The sequence below is a fragment of the Streptomyces sp. bgisy159 genome (assembly GCF_965341775.1).
In the GTDB taxonomy this organism is placed as follows: Bacteria; Actinomycetota; Actinomycetes; order Streptomycetales; family Streptomycetaceae; genus Streptomyces.
In genome coordinates this window covers 89,224-106,842 of record NZ_CBDQZH010000011.1, presented here as the reverse complement: position 1 = coordinate 106,842, position 17,619 = coordinate 89,224, and the positions used below count along the sequence as shown (strand labels likewise).

13 protein-coding genes are annotated in these 17,619 nt (G+C 73.3%); 2 read left to right on the top strand and 11 right to left on the bottom strand.

Annotation, left to right across the window (positions count from 1 at the left end; genetic code table 11):
• Positions 1–17 precede the first annotated feature (17 nt).
• The 7 genes from ACSLTV_RS13795 to ACSLTV_RS13765 all read right to left on the bottom strand — a co-directional run bounded on the left by ACSLTV_RS13795 (position 18) and on the right by ACSLTV_RS13765 (position 11,221).
• On the bottom strand, positions 18–1,154 hold the full coding sequence (locus ACSLTV_RS13795; RefSeq protein ID WP_432137344.1) for an acyl-CoA dehydrogenase family protein: 1,137 nt from the start codon (positions 1,152–1,154) through the stop codon (positions 18–20).
• Positions 1,151–3,058 carry a biotin carboxylase N-terminal domain-containing protein gene (locus ACSLTV_RS13790; RefSeq protein WP_435612211.1) on the bottom strand — a complete coding sequence of 636 codons (1,908 nt, stop codon included), beginning with the start codon at positions 3,056–3,058 and terminating at the stop codon, positions 1,151–1,153. Before ACSLTV_RS13790 ends, ACSLTV_RS13795 begins: the two co-directional genes overlap by 4 nt.
• Before the next feature lie 8 nt (positions 3,059–3,066).
• A complete protein-coding gene (locus tag ACSLTV_RS13785; protein WP_432137342.1) occupies positions 3,067–4,665 on the bottom strand; it encodes an acyl-CoA carboxylase subunit beta in 1,599 nt (532 codons plus the stop codon).
• Positions 4,662–6,338 (bottom strand): acyclic terpene utilization AtuA family protein, encoded by a 1,677-nt coding sequence (locus ACSLTV_RS13780; RefSeq protein ID WP_435612210.1) that lies wholly within the window; start codon positions 6,336–6,338, stop codon positions 4,662–4,664. The genes ACSLTV_RS13785 and ACSLTV_RS13780 overlap by 4 nt, the downstream gene beginning before the upstream one ends.
• Positions 6,335–7,129 (bottom strand): TIGR03084 family metal-binding protein, encoded by a 795-nt coding sequence (locus ACSLTV_RS13775; RefSeq protein WP_432137340.1) that lies wholly within the window; start codon positions 7,127–7,129, stop codon positions 6,335–6,337. Before ACSLTV_RS13775 ends, ACSLTV_RS13780 begins: the two co-directional genes overlap by 4 nt.
• A 51-nt stretch (positions 7,130–7,180) precedes the next feature.
• Positions 7,181–8,134, bottom strand: a complete 954-nt coding sequence (locus ACSLTV_RS13770; RefSeq protein ID WP_432137339.1) for an EamA family transporter — start codon at positions 8,132–8,134, stop codon at positions 7,181–7,183.
• Between the two features lie 156 nt (positions 8,135–8,290).
• Positions 8,291–11,221 carry an FAD-binding and (Fe-S)-binding domain-containing protein gene (locus ACSLTV_RS13765; RefSeq protein WP_435612209.1) on the bottom strand — a complete coding sequence of 977 codons (2,931 nt, stop codon included), beginning with the start codon at positions 11,219–11,221 and terminating at the stop codon, positions 8,291–8,293.
• A gap of 101 nt (positions 11,222–11,322) precedes the next feature.
• On the opposite strand from ACSLTV_RS13765, the gene serC reads away from it, so the two are divergent.
• Positions 11,323–12,441 (top strand): phosphoserine transaminase, encoded by a 1,119-nt coding sequence (serC, locus tag ACSLTV_RS13760; protein WP_432157527.1) that lies wholly within the window; start codon positions 11,323–11,325, stop codon positions 12,439–12,441.
• A 71-nt stretch (positions 12,442–12,512) separates the two neighbouring features.
• Here serC and ACSLTV_RS13755 read toward each other — a convergent pair whose 3' ends face one another.
• Positions 12,513–12,692, bottom strand: coding sequence for a DUF397 domain-containing protein (locus tag ACSLTV_RS13755; RefSeq protein ID WP_432137336.1), 180 nt, complete (start codon positions 12,690–12,692; stop codon positions 12,513–12,515).
• Positions 12,689–13,558, bottom strand: a complete 870-nt coding sequence (locus ACSLTV_RS13750) for a helix-turn-helix domain-containing protein (RefSeq protein WP_435612208.1) — start codon at positions 13,556–13,558, stop codon at positions 12,689–12,691. The genes ACSLTV_RS13755 and ACSLTV_RS13750 overlap by 4 nt, the downstream gene beginning before the upstream one ends.
• A gap of 140 nt (positions 13,559–13,698) precedes the next feature.
• On the opposite strand from ACSLTV_RS13750, the gene ACSLTV_RS13745 reads away from it, so the two are divergent.
• On the top strand, positions 13,699–14,124 hold the full coding sequence (locus ACSLTV_RS13745) for an ATP-binding protein (protein ID WP_435612207.1): 426 nt from the start codon (positions 13,699–13,701) through the stop codon (positions 14,122–14,124).
• 612 nt (positions 14,125–14,736) lie between these two features.
• On the opposite strand, the gene ACSLTV_RS13740 is transcribed toward ACSLTV_RS13745, so the two are convergent.
• Both ACSLTV_RS13740 and ACSLTV_RS13735 read right to left on the bottom strand, forming a co-directional pair.
• Positions 14,737–16,335, bottom strand: coding sequence for a cellulase family glycosylhydrolase (locus ACSLTV_RS13740; protein WP_435612206.1), 1,599 nt, complete (start codon positions 16,333–16,335; stop codon positions 14,737–14,739).
• Positions 16,336–16,456: 121 nt separating this feature from the next.
• Positions 16,457–17,575, bottom strand: a complete 1,119-nt coding sequence (locus ACSLTV_RS13735; RefSeq protein ID WP_432137332.1) for a WD40 repeat domain-containing protein — start codon at positions 17,573–17,575, stop codon at positions 16,457–16,459.
• Between the last annotated feature and the right edge of the window lie 44 nt (positions 17,576–17,619).

The window sequence follows — 17,619 nt, the reverse complement described above, 5'->3', positions numbered from 1 at the left end:
GCGGTCGCTACGAGCCGTCAGTACGACTTGGGCAGGCCCAGGGTCTGGTGGGAGACGTAGTTCAGGATCATCTCGCGGCTCACCGGGGCGATACGGGCCACCCGCGCGGCCGTGATCAGCCGGGCCAGGCCGAACTCGCGGGTGAGGCCGTTGCCGCCGAGGGTGTGCACGGCCTGGTCGACCGCTCGCACACAGGCCTCCCCGGCCGCGTACTTGGCCATGTTGGCGGCCTCGCCGGCACCGGCGTCGTCGCCCGCGTCGTACAGCCCGGCGGCCTTCTGCATCATCAGGCGGGCCAGTTCGAGTTCGATGTGCGCCTGGGCGAGGGGGTGGGCGATGGCCTGGTGGGCGCCGATGGGGGTGTTCCAGACGGTGCGCTCGCGGGCGTAGTCGAGGGCGCGTGACAGGGCGTGGCGGCCCATGCCGATCGCGAAGGCGGCCGTCATGATGCGCTCGGGGTTGAGGCCGGCGAAGAGCTGGAGCAGCCCGGCGTCCTCGTCGCCGACGAGTGCGTCGGCGGGGAGCCGGACGTCGTCCAGGACGAGTTCGAACTGCTTCTCCACGCTGTCGAGTTCCATGTCGATCTTGCGGCGGGAGAAGCCGGGGGTGTCGCGCGGGACGATGAACAGGCAGGGCTTGAGGCGGCCGGTGCGGGAGTCCTCGGTGCGGCCGACGACGAGGGTGGCGTCGGCGATGTCCACGCCGGAGACGAACACCTTGCGGCCGGTGAGGAGCCAGTCCCCGGTGCCGGGGTCGCGGCGGGCGGTGGTGGTGATGCGGTGGCTGTTGGAGCCGGCGTCGGGTTCGGTGATGCCGAAGGCCATGAGGCGGCTGCCGTCGGCGAGCGCGGGCAGCCACTGCCGTTTCTGGGCTTCGGTGCCGAAGCGGGCTATGACGGTGCCGCAGATCGCCGGGGAGACGATCATCATGAGCAGGGGGTTGCCGGCGGCGCCCAGTTCTTCGAGGACGAGGGAGAGTTCGGTGATGCCGCCGCCACCACCGCCGTAGGCCTCCGGCAGGTTGACGCCGATGTAGCCGAGCTTGGCGGCCTTCTGCCAGAGGTCCCTGTTGTCCAGGTCGTGGTGGCTGGTGGCGAAGGACGAGACCGCCTCGCGCAGCGCCTTGTGTTCCTGCGGTTCGATGTGGGTGGTCATCGGTGTCCTCCGGGCTGGTCCTCGTGGGTGGTTGCTCGCGCTGTTCCCCGCGTCCCTTCCGGGTCGGTCTCCTCGACCACGGCCAGAAGGGCTCCGACCTCCACTTGCTGTCCTGGTGTCACCGGCAGGGCGGTCAGCACGCCCGTCGCCGGGGCCGCGATGACGTGCTGCATCTTCATCGCTTCGAGCCAGACGATCGGCTCACCGGCGCGGACGCCCGATCCGGTGACGAGACCGTCCGCGAGTCTGACGACCGTGCCCGGCATCGGTGCCAGGAGGGAGCCGGGGGCCTGCTGGGTGGTCGGGTCCGGGAAGCGGGGCAGGGCGGTCAGGGCCGTGGTGTTGACGTACACGCGGTCGCCGTAGCGGGCCACGTCGTAGCGGCGTCGCACGCCGTCGGCCTCCAGGACGACCGCCGAGCCGTCCGCGTGCACCACCCGCACCCCGTCGGCCCGCAGGCCCTCGCGGGTGTGGGTGTAGCGGACCTCGTGTTCCCGCCCCGCCATCTCGTACCGCTTGACCTGCGGTTGTGCGGGCATGTTGCGCCAGCCGCCGAAGCGGGAGCGGCCGTGCGCGTCGGCGAGGGCGGCGGCGAGCGGGGCGTGCGGGTCGGGGGCGGGCGCGGTGAGGGCGGCGAGGTGACGGTCGTAGAAGCCGGTGTCCATGCGGGCGGAGGTGAACTCCTCGTGCCGCAGGGAGCGGATCAGCAGCTCGCGGTTGGTGACGGGGCCGTGCAGGGTGGTGTGTTCCAGAGCGCCGGCCAGTCTGCGGATCGCCTCGGCTCGGGTGGGGGCGTGGGCGACGGCCTTCGCGAGCATCGGGTCGTAGTGGACGCCGATGTCGTCGCCGTCGGTGTAGCCGGTGTCCAGGCGGATGCCGTCGGGGGCGGTCAGGCGGTGCAGGCGGCCGGTCTGCGGCGCCCAGTCGCGGGACGGGTCCTCGGCGTAGAGGCGGGCCTCGACGGCGTGGCCGCGCGCCTGGGGCGGGGCGTCGGCCAGGACGGCGCCCTCGGCGATCCTGATCTGCTCGGCCACCAGGTCGATGCCGTAGATCATCTCGGTGACGGGGTGTTCGACCTGGAGGCGGGTGTTCATCTCCAGGAAGTGCGCCCGGTCGTGCGCGACGAGGAACTCGACGGTGCCCGCGCCCACGTAGTCCACGGCGCGCGCGGCGCGTACGGCCAGCGCGCGCAACTCCTCCGCGAGCGCCGGGGTGAGTCCGGGCGCCGGCGCCTCCTCGATCACCTTCTGGTGGCGGCGCTGGAGCGAGCAGTCGCGCGTGCCCAGCGCCCACACCGTGCCGTGCGCGTCGGCGAGTACCTGCACCTCCACGTGCCGGCCGTGCTCGACGTAGGGCTCGACGAACACCTCGCCGTCGCCGAAGGCGCTCGCGGCCTCGGCGCGTGCGCCCTCCAGGGCGGCGCTGAGGTCGTCGAGGCGGCGCACGATCCGCATGCCGCGCCCCCCGCCGCCCGCGGCCGCCTTCACCAGCACCGGCAGATCGGCCTCGGTGACCTCGTCCAGCGGGGCGAGGCCCAGCAGTTCCTTGGCGCGTGTCTTGGACGCCATCGCCTCGATGGCCGCCGGGGGCGGGCCGATCCATCCCAGGCCCGCGTCGAGCACCGCGCGCGCGAAGTCGGCGTTCTCGGAGAGGAAGCCGTACCCGGGGTGCACGGCGTCCGCGCCGGCGGCCACCGCGGCCTTCACGATCAGGTCGCCCCGCAGGTACGTCTCGGCGGGTGCCGCCCCGGGCAGCCGTACCGCCGCGTCGGCCACGCGCGCGTGGAGGGCGTTCTCGTCGGCGTCGGAGTACACGGCGACCGTCCCGAGACCCAGCTCGCGGCAGGTGCGGAAGACGCGGCAGGCGATCTCGCCGCGGTTGGCGACCAGCACAGTGGAAAACACGTGACCCCTCACATCCGGAAGACGCCGAAGCCGCCCCGCACGCCCTCGAAGGGCGCGGTGTGCACGGCGGACAGGCACAGGCCGAGAACGGTGCGGGTGTCGCGCGGGTCGATGACGCCGTCGTCGTACAGCCGCCCCGACAGGAACATCGGCAGGGACTCGGACTCGATCTGCTGCTCCACCATGGCGCGCAGCGCGGAGTCCGCCTCGTCGTCGTACGGCTGTCCCTTGGCCGCCGCCGACTGGCGGGCGACGATCGACAGCACGCCGGCGAGCTGCTGCGGGCCCATCACGGCGGACTTGGCGCTCGGCCAGGCGAACAGGAACCGCGGGTCGTAGGCGCGCCCGCACATGCCGTAGTGCCCGGCGCCGTAGGAGGCCCCCATGAGGACCGACAGGTGCGGCACCCGCGAATTGCTCACCGCGTTGATCATCATCGCGCCGTGCTTGACGATGCCGCCCTGCTCGTACTCCTTGCCGACCATGTAGCCGGTGGTGTTGTGCAGGAAGACCAGCGGGATGTCGCGCTGGTTGGCGAGCTGGATGAACTGGGCGGCCTTCTGGGACTCCTCGCTGAACAGGACGCCCTGGGCGTTCGCCAGGACACCGACCGGGTAGCCGTGCAGGCTCGCCCAGCCGGTGACCAGGCTCGTCCCGTAGAGCGGCTTGAACTCGTCGAAGTCGGAGGCGTCGACGATCCGGGCGATCACCTCGCGCGGGTCGAAGGGGGTGCGCAGATCGCCGGGGACGATCCCCAGGAGCTCCTCCGGGTCGTACTCGGGCGGCGCGGCGGGCCCGGGATCGCCGTGCGCCTTGCGGTGGTTGAGCCGCGCCACGACCCGGCGGGCCTGCCGCAGCGCGTCCGGCTCGTCGACGGCGAAGTAGTCCGCGAGACCGGACACGCGCGCGTGCATCTCCGCGCCACCCAGGGACTCGTCGTCGCTCTCCTCCCCGGTGGCCATCTTCACCAGCGGCGGCCCGCCGAGGAACACCTTCGCGCGCTCCTTGACCATGATCACGTGGTCGGACATGCCCGGGATGTACGCGCCGCCCGCGGTGGAGTTGCCGAAGACCACCGCGACGGTCGGGATGCCCGCCGCCGACAGCCGGGTCAGGTCGCGGAAGATCGCCCCGCCCGGGATGAAGATCTCCTTCTGGGACGGCAGATCGGCGCCCCCGGACTCCACCAGGCTGATGCACGGCAGCCGGTTGGCGAGCGCGATGTCGTTGGCGCGCAGGGCCTTCTTCAGCGACCACGGGTTGCTGGCCCCGCCCCGCACGGTCGGGTCGTTCGCGGTGATCAGGCACTCCACGCCCTCGACGACCCCGATCCCGGTCACCAGGGAGGCCCCCACCGGGTACTCGCTGCCCCAGGCGGCCAGCGGCGACAGCTCCAGGAACGGCGTGTCCGGGTCCAGGAGCAGCTCGATGCGCTCACGGGCCAGGAGCTTGCCGCGCCGCCGGTGCCGCTCGACGTACTTCTCGCCGCCGCCCGCGAGCGCCTTGGCGTGCTCCGCGTCCAGATCGGCGAGCTTGGCGAGCATGGCCTCGCGGTTGGCCCGGTGGCCGGGGTCCGCGGTGTCCAGGGCGGAGGTCAGAACGGTCACAGGAGGGCCTCCGGGATGTCCAGGTGGCGGGAGCGCAGCCATTCGCCGAGCGCCTTGGCCTGCGGGTCGAAACGGTGCTGGGCGGCGACGCCCTCGCCGAGGATCGACTCGACGACGAAGTTCAGGGCGCGCAGGTGCGGCAGGACGTGCCGGGTGACCGGCAGGGGGCGGCTCTCCGGGATCAGCTGCCGGAAGCGGTCGACGGTCAGCTCGTGGACCAGCCAGCGCCACGCCTCGTCGGTGCGCACCCACACCCCGACGTTGGCGTCGCCGCCCTTGTCGCCGCTGCGCGCCCCGGCGACCAGCCCGAGCGGCGCCCGGCGGGTGGGCCCGGGCGGCGGCGGCTCGGGCAGCGGCGGCTCCGGGACGTCGTCGAGCGGGCGGGTCGCCTCGGGCGGCCGTACGGCGAGACGGCGCCCGTCCGGCAGCACGGCCACCTGCTCGACATCGCCCTGCGGCAGGCGCGCCGCCTCGAACACGCCGTACGGCGCCCCCTTGCCGGGCGGGGCCGACACGTGGAAGCCGGGATAGCCGGACAGCGCCAGCTCCACCGCGGCCCCGCTCAGCGCCCGCCCCACGGCCTCCTGCCGGGGGTCGCGCACCGTGAGCCGCAGCAGGGCGCTCGCGGTCTCCTCGGTGTCGGCGTCGGGCCGGTCGGTGCGCACCAGGTCCCATCGGACGTCGGCCGGGCGCGACTCGGCGAGCGCCTCGTCCATCTGTTCGCGCACCAGGGCCGCCTTGTCCTCGATGTCCAGGCCGGTGAGCACGAACACGACCTCGTTGCGGAAGCCGCCGAGCCGGCTCAGGCCGACCTTGAGGTCCGGGGGCGGCGCCTCGCCCCGCACCCCGGTGATCCGCACCCTGTCGGGGCCGTCCTGGGCGATCCGGACGGTGTCCAGGCGGGCGGTGACGTCGGGGCCGGCATAGCGGGCGCCCGAGGTCTCGTAGAGCAGCTGGGCGGTGACCGTGCCGGTGTCGACGAAGCCGCCGGTGCCGGGGTGCTTGGTGACGACGCTGCTGCCGTCGGCGTGGATCTCGGCGAGCGGGAAGCCGGGGCGGCGGACGTCGCGGCCCCGGAAGAACGCGTAGTTGCCGCCGGTGGCCTGCGCCCCGCACTCCAGCACGTGCCCGGCGACGACCGCGCCCGCCAGCCGGTCGTGGTCGTCGGGCGTCCAGCCGAAGTGGGCGGCGGCGGGCCCGGTGACCAGGGCCGCGTCCGTCACCCGCCCGGTCACCACGACGTCCGCGCCCGCGCGCAGGCAGGCGGCGATGCCGAAGCCGCCCAGGTAGGCGTTGGCGGTGAGGCTCTCCGGGAAGCGGGGGCGGACGTCGTCGCCCTCGACGTGGGCGACCCGCACCGGGACGCCGAGCCGGTCCGCCAGCTCCCGCACCTTCCCGGCGAGCCCGGCCGGATTCAGCCCGCCCGCGTTGGTGACGATGCGCACGCCGCGCTCCCGGGCGAGGCCGAGGGTGTCCTCCAGTTGCCGCAGGAAGGTGCGGGCGTAGCCGGCCGCGGGGTCCTTCACCCGGTCCCGGCCGAGGATCAGCAGGGTCAGCTCGGCCAGGTAGTCGCCGGTGAGGACGTCCAGCTCCCCGCCGGTGAGCATCTCGCGCACGGCGTCGAAACGGTCCCCGTAGAAGCCGGAGGCGTTGCCTACGCGCAGCGGCCTCACGCCTGCTGCCCCTTGGGCTCCCGGCCCGCACCCGGCGGCCCCGCGAACGCCTGCGCGATGTCCAGCCAGCGGTCGGCGTCCTCGCCCTCCGCGCGGACGGCGAGGTCGGCCCGGTGGGCGCGCTGGGTGACCAGGAGGCAGAAGTCGAGCGCGGGTCCGGTGACGCGCTGGCGGGCGTCCTCGGGGCCGTGGGCCCAGAGGGCGCCGGAGGGGGCGACGAGTTCGACGCGGAACTCCTCGCCGGGGACGGGCAGGCCTCGCGCGCCGAACGCGAAGTCGCGGGCGCGCACGCCGATCCGGACGACGTGTGCGAGCCGGTCGGTCGGGGTGGGGGCGACGCCCAGCGCGTCGGCCACGTCCTGGCCGTGGGCCCAGGTCTCCATGAGGCGTCCGGTGGCCATGGAGGCGGCCGACATGGGCGGGCCGTACCAGGGGAAGCGCGCGCCGGGCGGTGCGGCCCGCAGGGCCCGGTCGAGGGCGGCGCGGCCCCGGCGCCAGCGGGTGAGCAGTTCGCCGGGCGGCAGCAGCGCGCCCTCCTCCGCGCCCTGGTCGACGAACGACTCCGGAGCCTGAAGGGCCTTCTCCACCAGCGCGCGGAAGGCGTCGGCGTCGGTCACGGCGAGCAGGGCCGAGTGGTCGGTCCAGGCGAGGTGGGCGATCTGGTGGGCGATGGTCCAGCCGGGGGCGGGGGTGGGGAGCGTCCAGCGCTCCGGCCCCAGGTCGGCGACGAGCCGGTCGAGTTCGTCGCTTTCGGTACGCAGGTCGTCGAACACGGGCGTCGGGTCGGCCATGCGGAGGAGCATGGCAGCACGCCCCTAAACAATCAAGCATGCTTGCATGATTTATTGGCTCTGCATGTGCTCGCCCGTGGCCCGCCGGGACTTCCGCCTCCCCACCTGGGTTCGCACCGCGCCCATGCTGGCCCCGATGACCAGGGCGATGGCGACGGCCTGCGGGGTGGACAGGGCCTGGCCGAGGACGAGGAAGCCGGCCGCGGCGGCGAGGGCCGGTTCCAGGCTCATGAGGACGGCGAAGGTGGCGGCGGGGAGGCGGCGCAGGGCGAGCAGTTCGAGGGTGTACGGGAGGACCGAGGACAGCAGGGCGACCGCCGCTCCGAGCCCCAGGGTCACCGGGTCGACGAGCTTGGCGCCGGCCTCGGCGACCCCCAGCGGCAGGAAGAGGACCGCACCGACGGCCATCGCCAGCGCCAGCCCGTCCGCCTGCGGGAAGCGGCGGCCGGTACGGGCGCTGAAGACGATGTACGCCGCCCACATGGCGCCCGCGCCGAGGGCGAAGGCGGCGCCCAGCGGGTCGAGGCCGCCGAAGCCGCCGCCGCTCAGCAGGAAGACGCCGGCGAGGGCGAGTCCGGCCCAGACCAGGTTGACCGCGCGGCGCGAGGTCAGCACCGACAGGGTCAGCGGGCCGAGCACTTCCAGGGTGACCGCCGGGCCCAGGGGGATGCGGTCGAGGGCCTGGTAGAAGAGGCCGTTCATCGCGGACATGGTGACGCCGAAGACGATCACCGTGCCCCAGTCGGCGCGGGAGTGCCCGCGCAGGCGCGGCCGGCAGACCAGCAGCAGGACGACCGCAGCCGCGAACAGCCGCAGCGCCACCACGCCCAGGGCGCCGGCCCGCGGCATCAGCAGCACCGCGAGCGCACCGCCGAACTGCACGGACACTCCGCCGGCGAGCACCAGGCCGACGGGCCCGAGGGAGCCGCCCCGGCGGGACGGGGTCACCGCACGGCCGGCGACGGCCTGCGGCGAGGAGGTGGCGGCGGCTTCAGGGGCGGTCACGGGCGGTCCAGGGGCTCGGAGGGGCGGGGCTGTCGGGCCGAGGGGGCGGGCCGCCGGGGCGGGGCGCCGCCGTTCGGGGCACGCCCGTCGGCCCATTGTTCATCGTGCTGCACTGCGAAGTCCACGGTAATGGACCCGGTCAGGTGTGTGAAGCGTTTATGCCACTGTCTCACCGTCCTCCCGTTCCAGCGCCTCGGCCAGCACCTCCGCCAGGTGCCGCCCCCGCACCCCGCCCAGCTGCTCCAGCTGGGCGCGGCAGGAGAAGCCGTCGGCCAGGACGGCCGCGCCCCCGGGTGCCTGGCGCACCGCCGGCAGCAGCCGCTCCTCGGCACAGGCCGCCGACACCTCGTAGTGCCCCCGTTCGAAGCCGAAGTCGCCGGCCAGGCCGCAGCAGCCGCCGACGAGGTCCCCGGCGAGGCCGGCGGCGGCCCGCAGACGGCGGTCGGCGGCGTCGCCGAGCACGGCGTGCTGGTGGCAGTGGGTCTGGCCGACGGCCGGCCGGTCCACGCGGGGTGGCGCCCAGTCGGGGGCGTGCTGTTCGAGGGCCTCCGCGAAGGTGCGGACCCGGTCCGCGAGCCGGGCCGCGCGCGGGTCGTCCGGCAGCAGCCCCGGCAGGTCGCCGCGGAGGGCGGCGGCACAGCTCGGCTCCAGCACGACGACCGGCGCGGCCGTCTCCAGCACCGGCTCCAGCAGGTCGAGGGTGCGGCGCAGCACCGTACGGGCCCGGTCCAGCTGGCCGGTGGAGACGTACGTCAGCCCGCAGCAGACCCGGCCGCGCCGGGCCGTCACCGCGGCGCTCAGCAGCGCCGCGGGCGACCGGGACGTGCCGTCGCCGACCGGCCGTACGCGCGGCCGCACCGTCGGCGGCAGGGTGACCCGCAGTCCGGCCGCCTCCAGGACGCGCACGGCGGCCCGCCCGACGGACGGCGAGAGGTACTCGGTGAAGGTGTCGGGCCACAGCACCACCAGGTCACCGGGCGCGGCCCGGCTCTCCGGCTCCGGGCCCCGGCCCCGCCACCACCGGCTGAACGTCACCGGAGCGAGCGCAGGGATCTCCCGCTCGGCGGCGACGCCGCCCAGCCGCTTCCCCAGCCGCGCGAGGGGGCGTACCGCGGCGAGGGCGTTCAGCGGCCGGGCCAGCCGGGCACGGTCCACCACGCGAAGCCACTCGGGCAGCCGGCCCATGCTGTGGTGCGCGGCCGGGCGACGCCGGTCCGCGTAGTGGTGGTGCAGGAACTCCGCCTTGTAGGTGGCCATGTCGACGCCGACCGGGCAGTCGGAGCGGCAGCCCTTGCAGGCCAGGCACAGGTCCAGGGCGTCCCGCACCTCCTCCGACCGCCAGCCGCCGGTGACGACCTCACCGGCGAGCATCTCGTGCAGCAGCCGCGCGCGCCCGCGCGTGGAGTGCTCCTCCTCGCCGGTGACGCGGAAGGACGGGCACATGACGTCCGGCCCGGACGCCGTCGTCGTACGGCACTTGGCGACGCCCACGCAGCGCCGTACCGCCGCCGCGAAGTCACCGCCGTCGGCCGGGTAGCCGAAGGCGACCGGGACGGGCTCGCGGGGCAGCACCGCGAAGCGCAGGTCCGCGTCCAGGGGCGCCGGGCGGACCAGCATGCCCGGGTTGAGCAGGTCGTCGGGGTCCCACACGACCTTGGCCCGTTCGAAGAGGCGGACCATGTCCTCGCCGTACATCCTCGGCAGCAGTTCGGCGCGCGCCTGCCCGTCGCCGTGCTCCCCGGAGAGCGAGCCGCCGTGTGCGACGACCAGGTCGGCCAGTTCCTCCGAGAAGCGGCGGAAGCGGGCGACGCCGGGCGGGGTCAGCAGGTCGAAGTCGATACGGACGTGGATGCAGCCGTCCCCGAAGTGCCCGTAGGGCGTGCCGCGCAGGCCGTGGGCGGCGAGCAGCGCACGGAAGTCCCGCAGGTAGGGGCCGAGCCGGGCGGGCGGCACCGCGCAGTCCTCCCAGCCGGGCCAGGCCTCCGTGCCGTCGGGCATCCGGGTGGCCGTTCCGCTGGCGTCCTCCCGGATCCGCCACAGCGCCCGCTGGGCGCCCGGGTCGGTCACCACCCGCGCGTCCACGGCGTCGGCGGCCCGCACGACCGCCTCCGCACGCGCGCGTGCCTCACCCGCAGACTCACCACCGGTCTCCACGAACAGCCAGGCCCCGCCGCGCGGCAGCTCCGCCGCCGACCGCACCAGGTCGGCCGCCATGCCCTCCACGGTCAGAGGCCCCTGGGTCAGCAGCCCTGCCGCCGCCTCCGCCGCCGCGCCCTCGTCGCCGTACCCCAGCACGGCGAGCGCACGCGCGCGTGGCGCCTCCACGAGCCGTACGGCGGCCTCGGTGAGCACCCCGAGGGTGCCCTCGGAGCCGCAGAAGGAGCGGGCGACGTCGGCGCCGTTCTCGGGCAGCAGCGCGTCCAGGGCGTAGCCGGAGATACGGCGGGGCAGCTCGGGGAAGCCGGTGCGCAGCCGGGCGAGCCCGCCGTCGACCAGTTCCCGCAGCCCCTCCGGCGACCCGGCCGCCCCCCATCCCCGCCCCAGCCGGAGCCGCTGCCCTCGCGCGGTGACGACATCCAGCCGGCGCACGCTGTCCGCGGTCGTGCCCCAGGCCACGGAGTGGGACCCGCACGAGTTGTTGCCGATCATGCCGCCGAGGGTGCAGCGGCTGTGGGTCGACGGGTCGGGGCCGAAGCGCAGCCCGTGCGGCGCGGCGGCCTCCTGCAACCGGTCGAGGACGAGGCCCGGCTGCACCACGGCGGTACGGGCCTCGGGGTCCAGGGCGAGCAGGCGGTTCATGTGGCGGGTGAAGTCGAGCACCACGCCGGTGCCGGTGGCCTGCCCCGCGATGGACGTACCCCCGCCCCGGGCCACCACCGGCACGCCCCGCTCCCGGCACACCGCCAGCACGGCCGCCACGTCGTCGGCGTCGCGCGGCGCGACGACACCGCGGGGGACGCGGCGGTAGTTGGACGCGTCCATGGTGACCAGGGCACGGGCGGTGACGCCGAAGGCGACGTCACCGCGGACCACGGCACGCAGCGCGGCCTCCAGCTCGGCCACCGGTACTGCCTCCAGACCAGTCATGCCTCCAGCAAAGCAGCCCGTGCGGCGGCCGTGTCCACCATCCGTCTCACCCGACGGACGACGTTTCGACCAGGTTTCCCCCAGGGGCTACGCTCCCCTTCGTGGCTGAGATCCAGATTCCCGCTGACATCAAGCCCGCCGACGGTCGATTCGGCGCTGGCCCCTCCAAGGTGCGCACGGAGGCGCTGGACGCCCTCGCCGCGACCGGCACCTCCCTGCTCGGCACCTCGCACCGCCAGGCCCCCGTGAAGAACCTGGTCGGCCAGGTCCGCGAGGGCGTCTCCGAGCTGTTCCGGCTGCCCGAGGGCTACGAGGTGATCCTCGGCAACGGCGGCTCCACCGCCTTCTGGGACATCGCGACGCACGGCCTGATCGACAACAGGTCGCAGCACCTCTCCTTCGGCGAGTTCAGCTCCAAGTTCGCCAAGGCCGCCAAGCTCGCGCCGTGGCTGGCCGACCCGGACATCGTCTCCGCCGACCCGGGCACGCACCCCGAGCCGGTCGCGCGGGAAGGCGTCGACGTGTACGCCTACACGCACAACGAGACCTCGACCGGCGTCGCCATGCCGATCAAGCGCGTCGAGGGCGCGGACGCCGGCTCGCTGGTCCTGGTCGACGCCACCTCCGGCGCCGGCGGCCTCCCGGTCGACATCGCCGAGACGGACGTCTACTACTTCGCCCCGCAGAAGTCGTTCGCCTCCGACGGCGGCCTGTGGATCGGCGTGTTCTCCCCGGCCGCGATCGAGCGCGCCGAGCGGATCCACGCGTCGGGCCGGCACATCCCGGAGTTCTTCAGCCTGCCCACGGCGATCGACAACTCCCGCAAGAACCAGACGTACAACACCCCCGCCCTCGCCACCCTCTTCCTCCTCAACCAGCAGCTGGAGTGGATCAACGGCCAGGGCGGCCTGGACTGGGCGGTCCGGCGCACCGCCACCTCCGCCCGCACGCTGTACGGCTGGGCCGAGGACGTCAAGTTCGCCAGCCCCTTCGTCACCGACCCCGCCAAGCGCTCCCAGGTGATCGGCACCATCGACTTCACCGACGAGGTCGACGCCGCCGCCGTCGCCAAGGTCCTGCGCGCCAACGGCATCGTCGACACCGAGCCCTACCGCAAGCTCGGCCGCAACCAGCTCCGCGTCGCGATGTTCCCGGCGATCGACCCGGCGGACGTCGAGGCGCTGACGAAGTGCGTGGATTACGTGATCGAGAAGCTGTAACGGCTCTCCCACGACGACGAGGGCGCCCGGCGATGTTGTCTCGCCGGGCGCCCTTCGTACGTGTGCGACGCCTACGCGAACTGCTGGAGGAATGCCTGCCAGCTGTCGCGGGAGACGGTGAGCAGGGGGCCGTCGTGCTGCTTGCTGTCGCGGACGGCGCGGCCGCCGGGGGCGGTGTCGGCGACCTCGACGCAGTTGTTCTCCTGGCCCGAGTACGACGACTTCCAGAAGGGGCTTACGACCTCGGTCACGATGTCTCTTCCTTCAAGTTCCGCAGTATGCCCCGGATGAGTTCGGCGCTCGCATCCGGTGCCAGTGCCGACGATCGTAGTAGGTCGAACATATTGGCGTAAGCAGTGAGGTCTTCGGAGCCTTCGAGGACCGATGTACCCCGCAGGTTGTCCAGGGTGACCGCTTCCACCGTCGGGTCTTCGTCGAAACTGAAGGAAGAGAAGGCGGAGGCAGAGCCACCCAGTGCACCCGCGGTGAACGGCAACACCTGCACAGTGACGTTCTTCCGCTCTCCGGCCTCCAGAATGGCGGACAGCTGCTCCCGGTGAACTTCAACGGGCACGAGCGGATGCGCAACGACCGCTTCCCAGAGGATGGCAGTGTACGACGCTCCGCCTTCCTCGATCTTCGCCTGTCGACCCACACGCACCTTCACCAACTCGGCGACCCGTTCCGGATCGATGGGGTGAGGGCCACCGGCGACAACGGCCTCCGCATAGGCCGGAGTTTGCAGGAGCCCCGGCACGATGGCCGGCTGCCACTCGCGGATGTAGGTCGCGTCGTCCTCCAGCGCGATGTGGTCAACGTAGTCCGGCCGCAGGTGCGCGGCGTGTTCGAGCCACCAGCCGCGATTCTTGGAGTGTTTGGCCAACTCCTCCAGCTTGGTGCGTACTTCCTGGTCCTCGACGCCGTACGCGTCCAGCAGCAGCCGCACCTCGATGACACGGGCGGTGACATGCCCGCTCTCAAGGCGACTGATCCTGGCCTGACTTGACGCAATGACCTCGGCGGCCTGCGGCTGGTCGAGCTTGGCAGCCTGCCGGTACTGCCTGAGTGCCGTACCCAGGCGCCTGCTGCGCACCGTCGGCCGTCCACCTGCGGGCATGGGGCCTCCCCTCTCCTGCGGAAAACCATGCCATGCATGCCCCCTCACGTCGGGGTGCATCACACGATCGAGCGACACGTCTGCATGTATTCATTGGTTCGCATTGCGTTGGTTACGAATGCGGCCCTAGCTTCCCAGTCATGCCAGAAACCGAAACCTTCCGCATTGCCAAGCGCAAAAGGCACGTGCCGACCGCACGGCAGCGCATCCGCAAGGCGCTCGCGGACTGGGGTGTCACCGGTGAACCGGCCGACACCATCACCCTGTTGGCGAACGAACTCGTCACCAACGCCGTGGCCCACTGCCGGGTCTCGCACGCCCTGGTCGAGGTCACGCTCACCCTCCACGGACCCGACCTGACGCTGGAGGTCTCGGACCCCGACCGGGAGCACCTCCCGGAGCTCCACCACTCCGGTGCGGACGAGGAGCGGGGGCGCGGACTCGCGTTGGTGGAGGGGTTGGCCGACGCCTGGGGCCACCGGCAGGAGCCGTTCCGGAAATGCGTGTGGGCCCGGTTCACGCTCCCGGAGAGGCAGGAGGCGACGCGTGTTCCGGCAGGCTTATGAGACCGCCGCCCGCCTGCTCACCCGGCGCGCCGCCCTGACCCCCGTACGCGAGATCCCCACCTCGGGACCGCCCGTCCACCGGCTACCGAACCCCCGCGACGCCCGCTGGCGCCGCTGGGCCAAGCGCTCCCGCGCGGCCGGCTACCGCTTGCCATTGCCCCGCGACGAGGAGTGCTGGCGTGTACCCACCCGTCCCGGCCCGCCCCTCCGGGAAGTCACCGAGGACCCGGTGCGAACGTACGTACTCAGGCGCTGAATTGCAGGCGGCTCCCGGATCAGCGGGCTACGCCGAGACCCGGGGCCATCCCCGCGAGTGCGGGGAGCAGGCAGCCATGTCGCACGCCCAGGCTCTCGGCGTGGGGCCATCCCCGCGGGTGCGGGGAGCAGACTGCGGGGCGGCGGTCAGGTTCGCTGCGGCCGGGGCCATCCCCGCATATCTGTCGCTGGCCCTGGTGACCTGCTCCCCGAACCGGCGGCACGGCCGTCTTCCTTGTCCTGACAGCACCTGACAGCGTGAGACGGGCGCCCGGTGGCCCACCGGGCGCCCGTCGGCCGGATCGGTCAGCCGGCCGGCTCGGTCCGTTCGGTCCGTTCGGTCCGTTCGGTCCGCGGTCAGCTCGCCGTGCAGGTCACGCTGGGCGTGCCCGCCCCGCCCGGCGCGCCGCCGAAGCCGAAGCTCGCCGAACCGCCCGGTGCGAGGCTGCCGTTGTGGGCGGCGTTCACCGCCGTCACCGTGGAACCGGTCTGGGTGTACGAGGCGTTCCACATGTTGGTGATCTGCTGGGCGCCGGACCAGGTCCAGGTCACCTTCCAGGAGCCGATGGCCGTGGTGCCGGTGTTGGTGACCTTCACCTCGGCGTTGAAGCCGCCACCCCAGTCGCTGCTGACGGTGTAGGCGGCGGCACAGGCCGCCGTGGAGCCACCGCCACCGTCACCACCGTCCCCGCCACCGTCCCCGCCACCGTCTCCGCCGCCGTCGCCACCGCCGCCGCCCGGGAAGCCCGGTGCCTTCACGCTCGTGAGGTAGCCGTCCTTGACGGTGTCGACCGTCTGCCAGTCGTCCTTCAGGATGCCGCCGGTGTCACCGGAGTTGGGGTTCCAGGACCAGAACGTCCAGTGGAAGGAGTCGGCACCGTACGTCGCGGTCGGGCGCAGGTAGTCCACCAGGGCGGCCAGCCACCGCTGGTCGACGGTCGACCGGAGGGTCGTGCCGAACTCTCCGACCCACACCGGGGCGATGTCCTGCTTGAAGATGTAACCCCAGTAACGGTCCCAGACGCCGAGCATGTTGGCCGGGAAGGACGGGTCGCTGAACCAGCTCTGCTGGGCCACGCTGGTCGCGTAGTCGTGGGCGGAGTAGACGAGCCGGTTCGGTACGTCGAGCCGGACGGGGTGGTCGGCGACGCCCATGAGGTTGCCGCCCCACCAGCCCGAGACGCCGTTGTACGTCTGCACGCCCTCGACGAAGACCAGGAGGTCGGGGTTGACGGACAGGACGGCGTTGCCGGCCCGTTCGGCCGCGAGGCGCCAGTCCCGGGCCGTGTCGCCGCAGCCCCAGCAGGCGGGATCGTGGGGCTCGTTGTGCAGGTCGATGCCGACGACGGTCGGGTCACCCGCGTAACGGGAGGCGAGGGACCTCAGGTTGGCGATCCACGTCGACTCGGGGACTGCCGAGGTGTACCAGAGGGCCGACTGGCCGCCGGAGTCGGGACGGTGGCGGTCCAGGATGACCTTCAGGCCGGTCTGGCCGGCGTACGCGACGATCCGGTCGAGGACGCCGAGGGAGTCCTCGCCCTGGAGGTCGGCGTTCTTGCCGCCGGAGAAGTCGATGCTCTCGGGGGTGGTGCCGGGCTTGAGGATGTCGTCGCTGAAGGGCAGGCGGAGGGTGTTGTAGCCCAGCGAGCGCATCTGGTCGAGCATGCTCTTGTAGTCGCGGGACCACAGGCCGTGGACGACGTGGTTGCCGGTCTCGAAGCCGAACCAGTTGATGCCGGCGATCCGGACCGGCTGCCCGGCCTCGTCCAGGATGCGCCGTCCGCTGGTGTGCCAGTAGCCGGCTCCCGCGTCGGCGGCCGTCACCGTCCCGGCCGCCGTGTCCGGCGCCGTCCGCGGCTGTGCCGCCTGGGCGGACTGTGCGCCGATGCCCAGCGGTAACGCCAGGGCGAGCGCCGCGGCGGCCGTGCCCAGCGTTCTGCGCAAGCTGTGGAACATGTCGCTGTCTCCTCCTCGGGAGGGACGGGCCCGGAATCGGGTGGGAGCGCTCCCACCGCCCGTGCCTCCCAGGAAACCGGCGTCACATGAGCACGTCAAGTGGGCCGTAGGGACTACCCGCTCACCGCCGCTTGATCAGCCGCCGCACCGCGAACACCGCCCCGCACACCAGCGCCACCGCCAGGGCGCCCCGCGTCAGGCCGTCGTCCAGCCCGCCCCCGCCGCCCCCGGAGGCGCCCGAGGCACCCGACGAACTCCCTCCGCCGGACGACGAGTTGCCGTCGGCGCCGGCACCGCCGCCGGGCGGGTCCTCCGCCACGACGGTGCTCTCGGCGCCCTCGCTGCCGTACATCAGACGGGAGCCGTCGGCGGTGTAGGTGACGGACTCGCCCTGGCGCTGGAGGGGCACGTCGAGGCGGCCGATGCGGCGCGGCCGGCCGTCGTTCCAGTCGTAGGCGACGGCGCCGAAGTACCCGCGCACGACGAGCCGCCGACCGTCCGGGGAGAAGGCGGCGTCGGTGGCCCACAGGTCGATGGGCGCGACCGGCTTGAAGACGTTGGGGGCGGTGGTGGAGAGCCGGTCCGGGCCCGCGTACAGGTGGCCGCCGTCCTCGTGCTTGTCGATGATGTAGACATGGCCGGTCTTCGGGTGGACGACCAGGGACTCGGCGTCGCGCGAGCCGTCCTGGTACTTGACCACGTACTGCGTGGCCCGGATCGTCTGGTCCTTCAGCCGGGCCGGCTCGGGCAGCCGGTACACCCACACGTAGTCCCACTGGACGCCGTCGTTGTCCCCGATGTCGCCGACCCAGATCTGGTTGTCGGGTCCGATGGAGATCGCCTCGACGTCGCGGGGCCGGCCGACGCCGGTGAGGGTGATGGTCGCGACGGTCTTCCCGGTGGCGCTGTCGACGGCGTAGAGGTACGCGCCGGTGTCCTGGTCGTTGTGGGTCCAGTAGATGCCCGGGTGCTGCCGGGAGGCCGCCAGCCCGCTGGACTCGACGATGCGGGGGTCCTTGATGGTGAACCCCTCGTCTTCGTCGGCGGAAGCGGAGGCAGGGACAGAGGCAGAGGCAGCCGCAGAGCTGAGGGCAGAACTCGAGGCGGAGGCGGAGCCGGCGAGGGACGCGGGCGCCGCTGCGGCGGGTGCGGAGACCGCCGAGGCGCAGGCGGGCGCGGCGGACGCGCCCGTGAGGAGGGCGGCGGCGAGGACGGCGAGCGGGGCGAACGGTCGGCGCATGCGACCAAGACTGCCACCCGTCCCGCCGGGCGGACGGCGTGGTG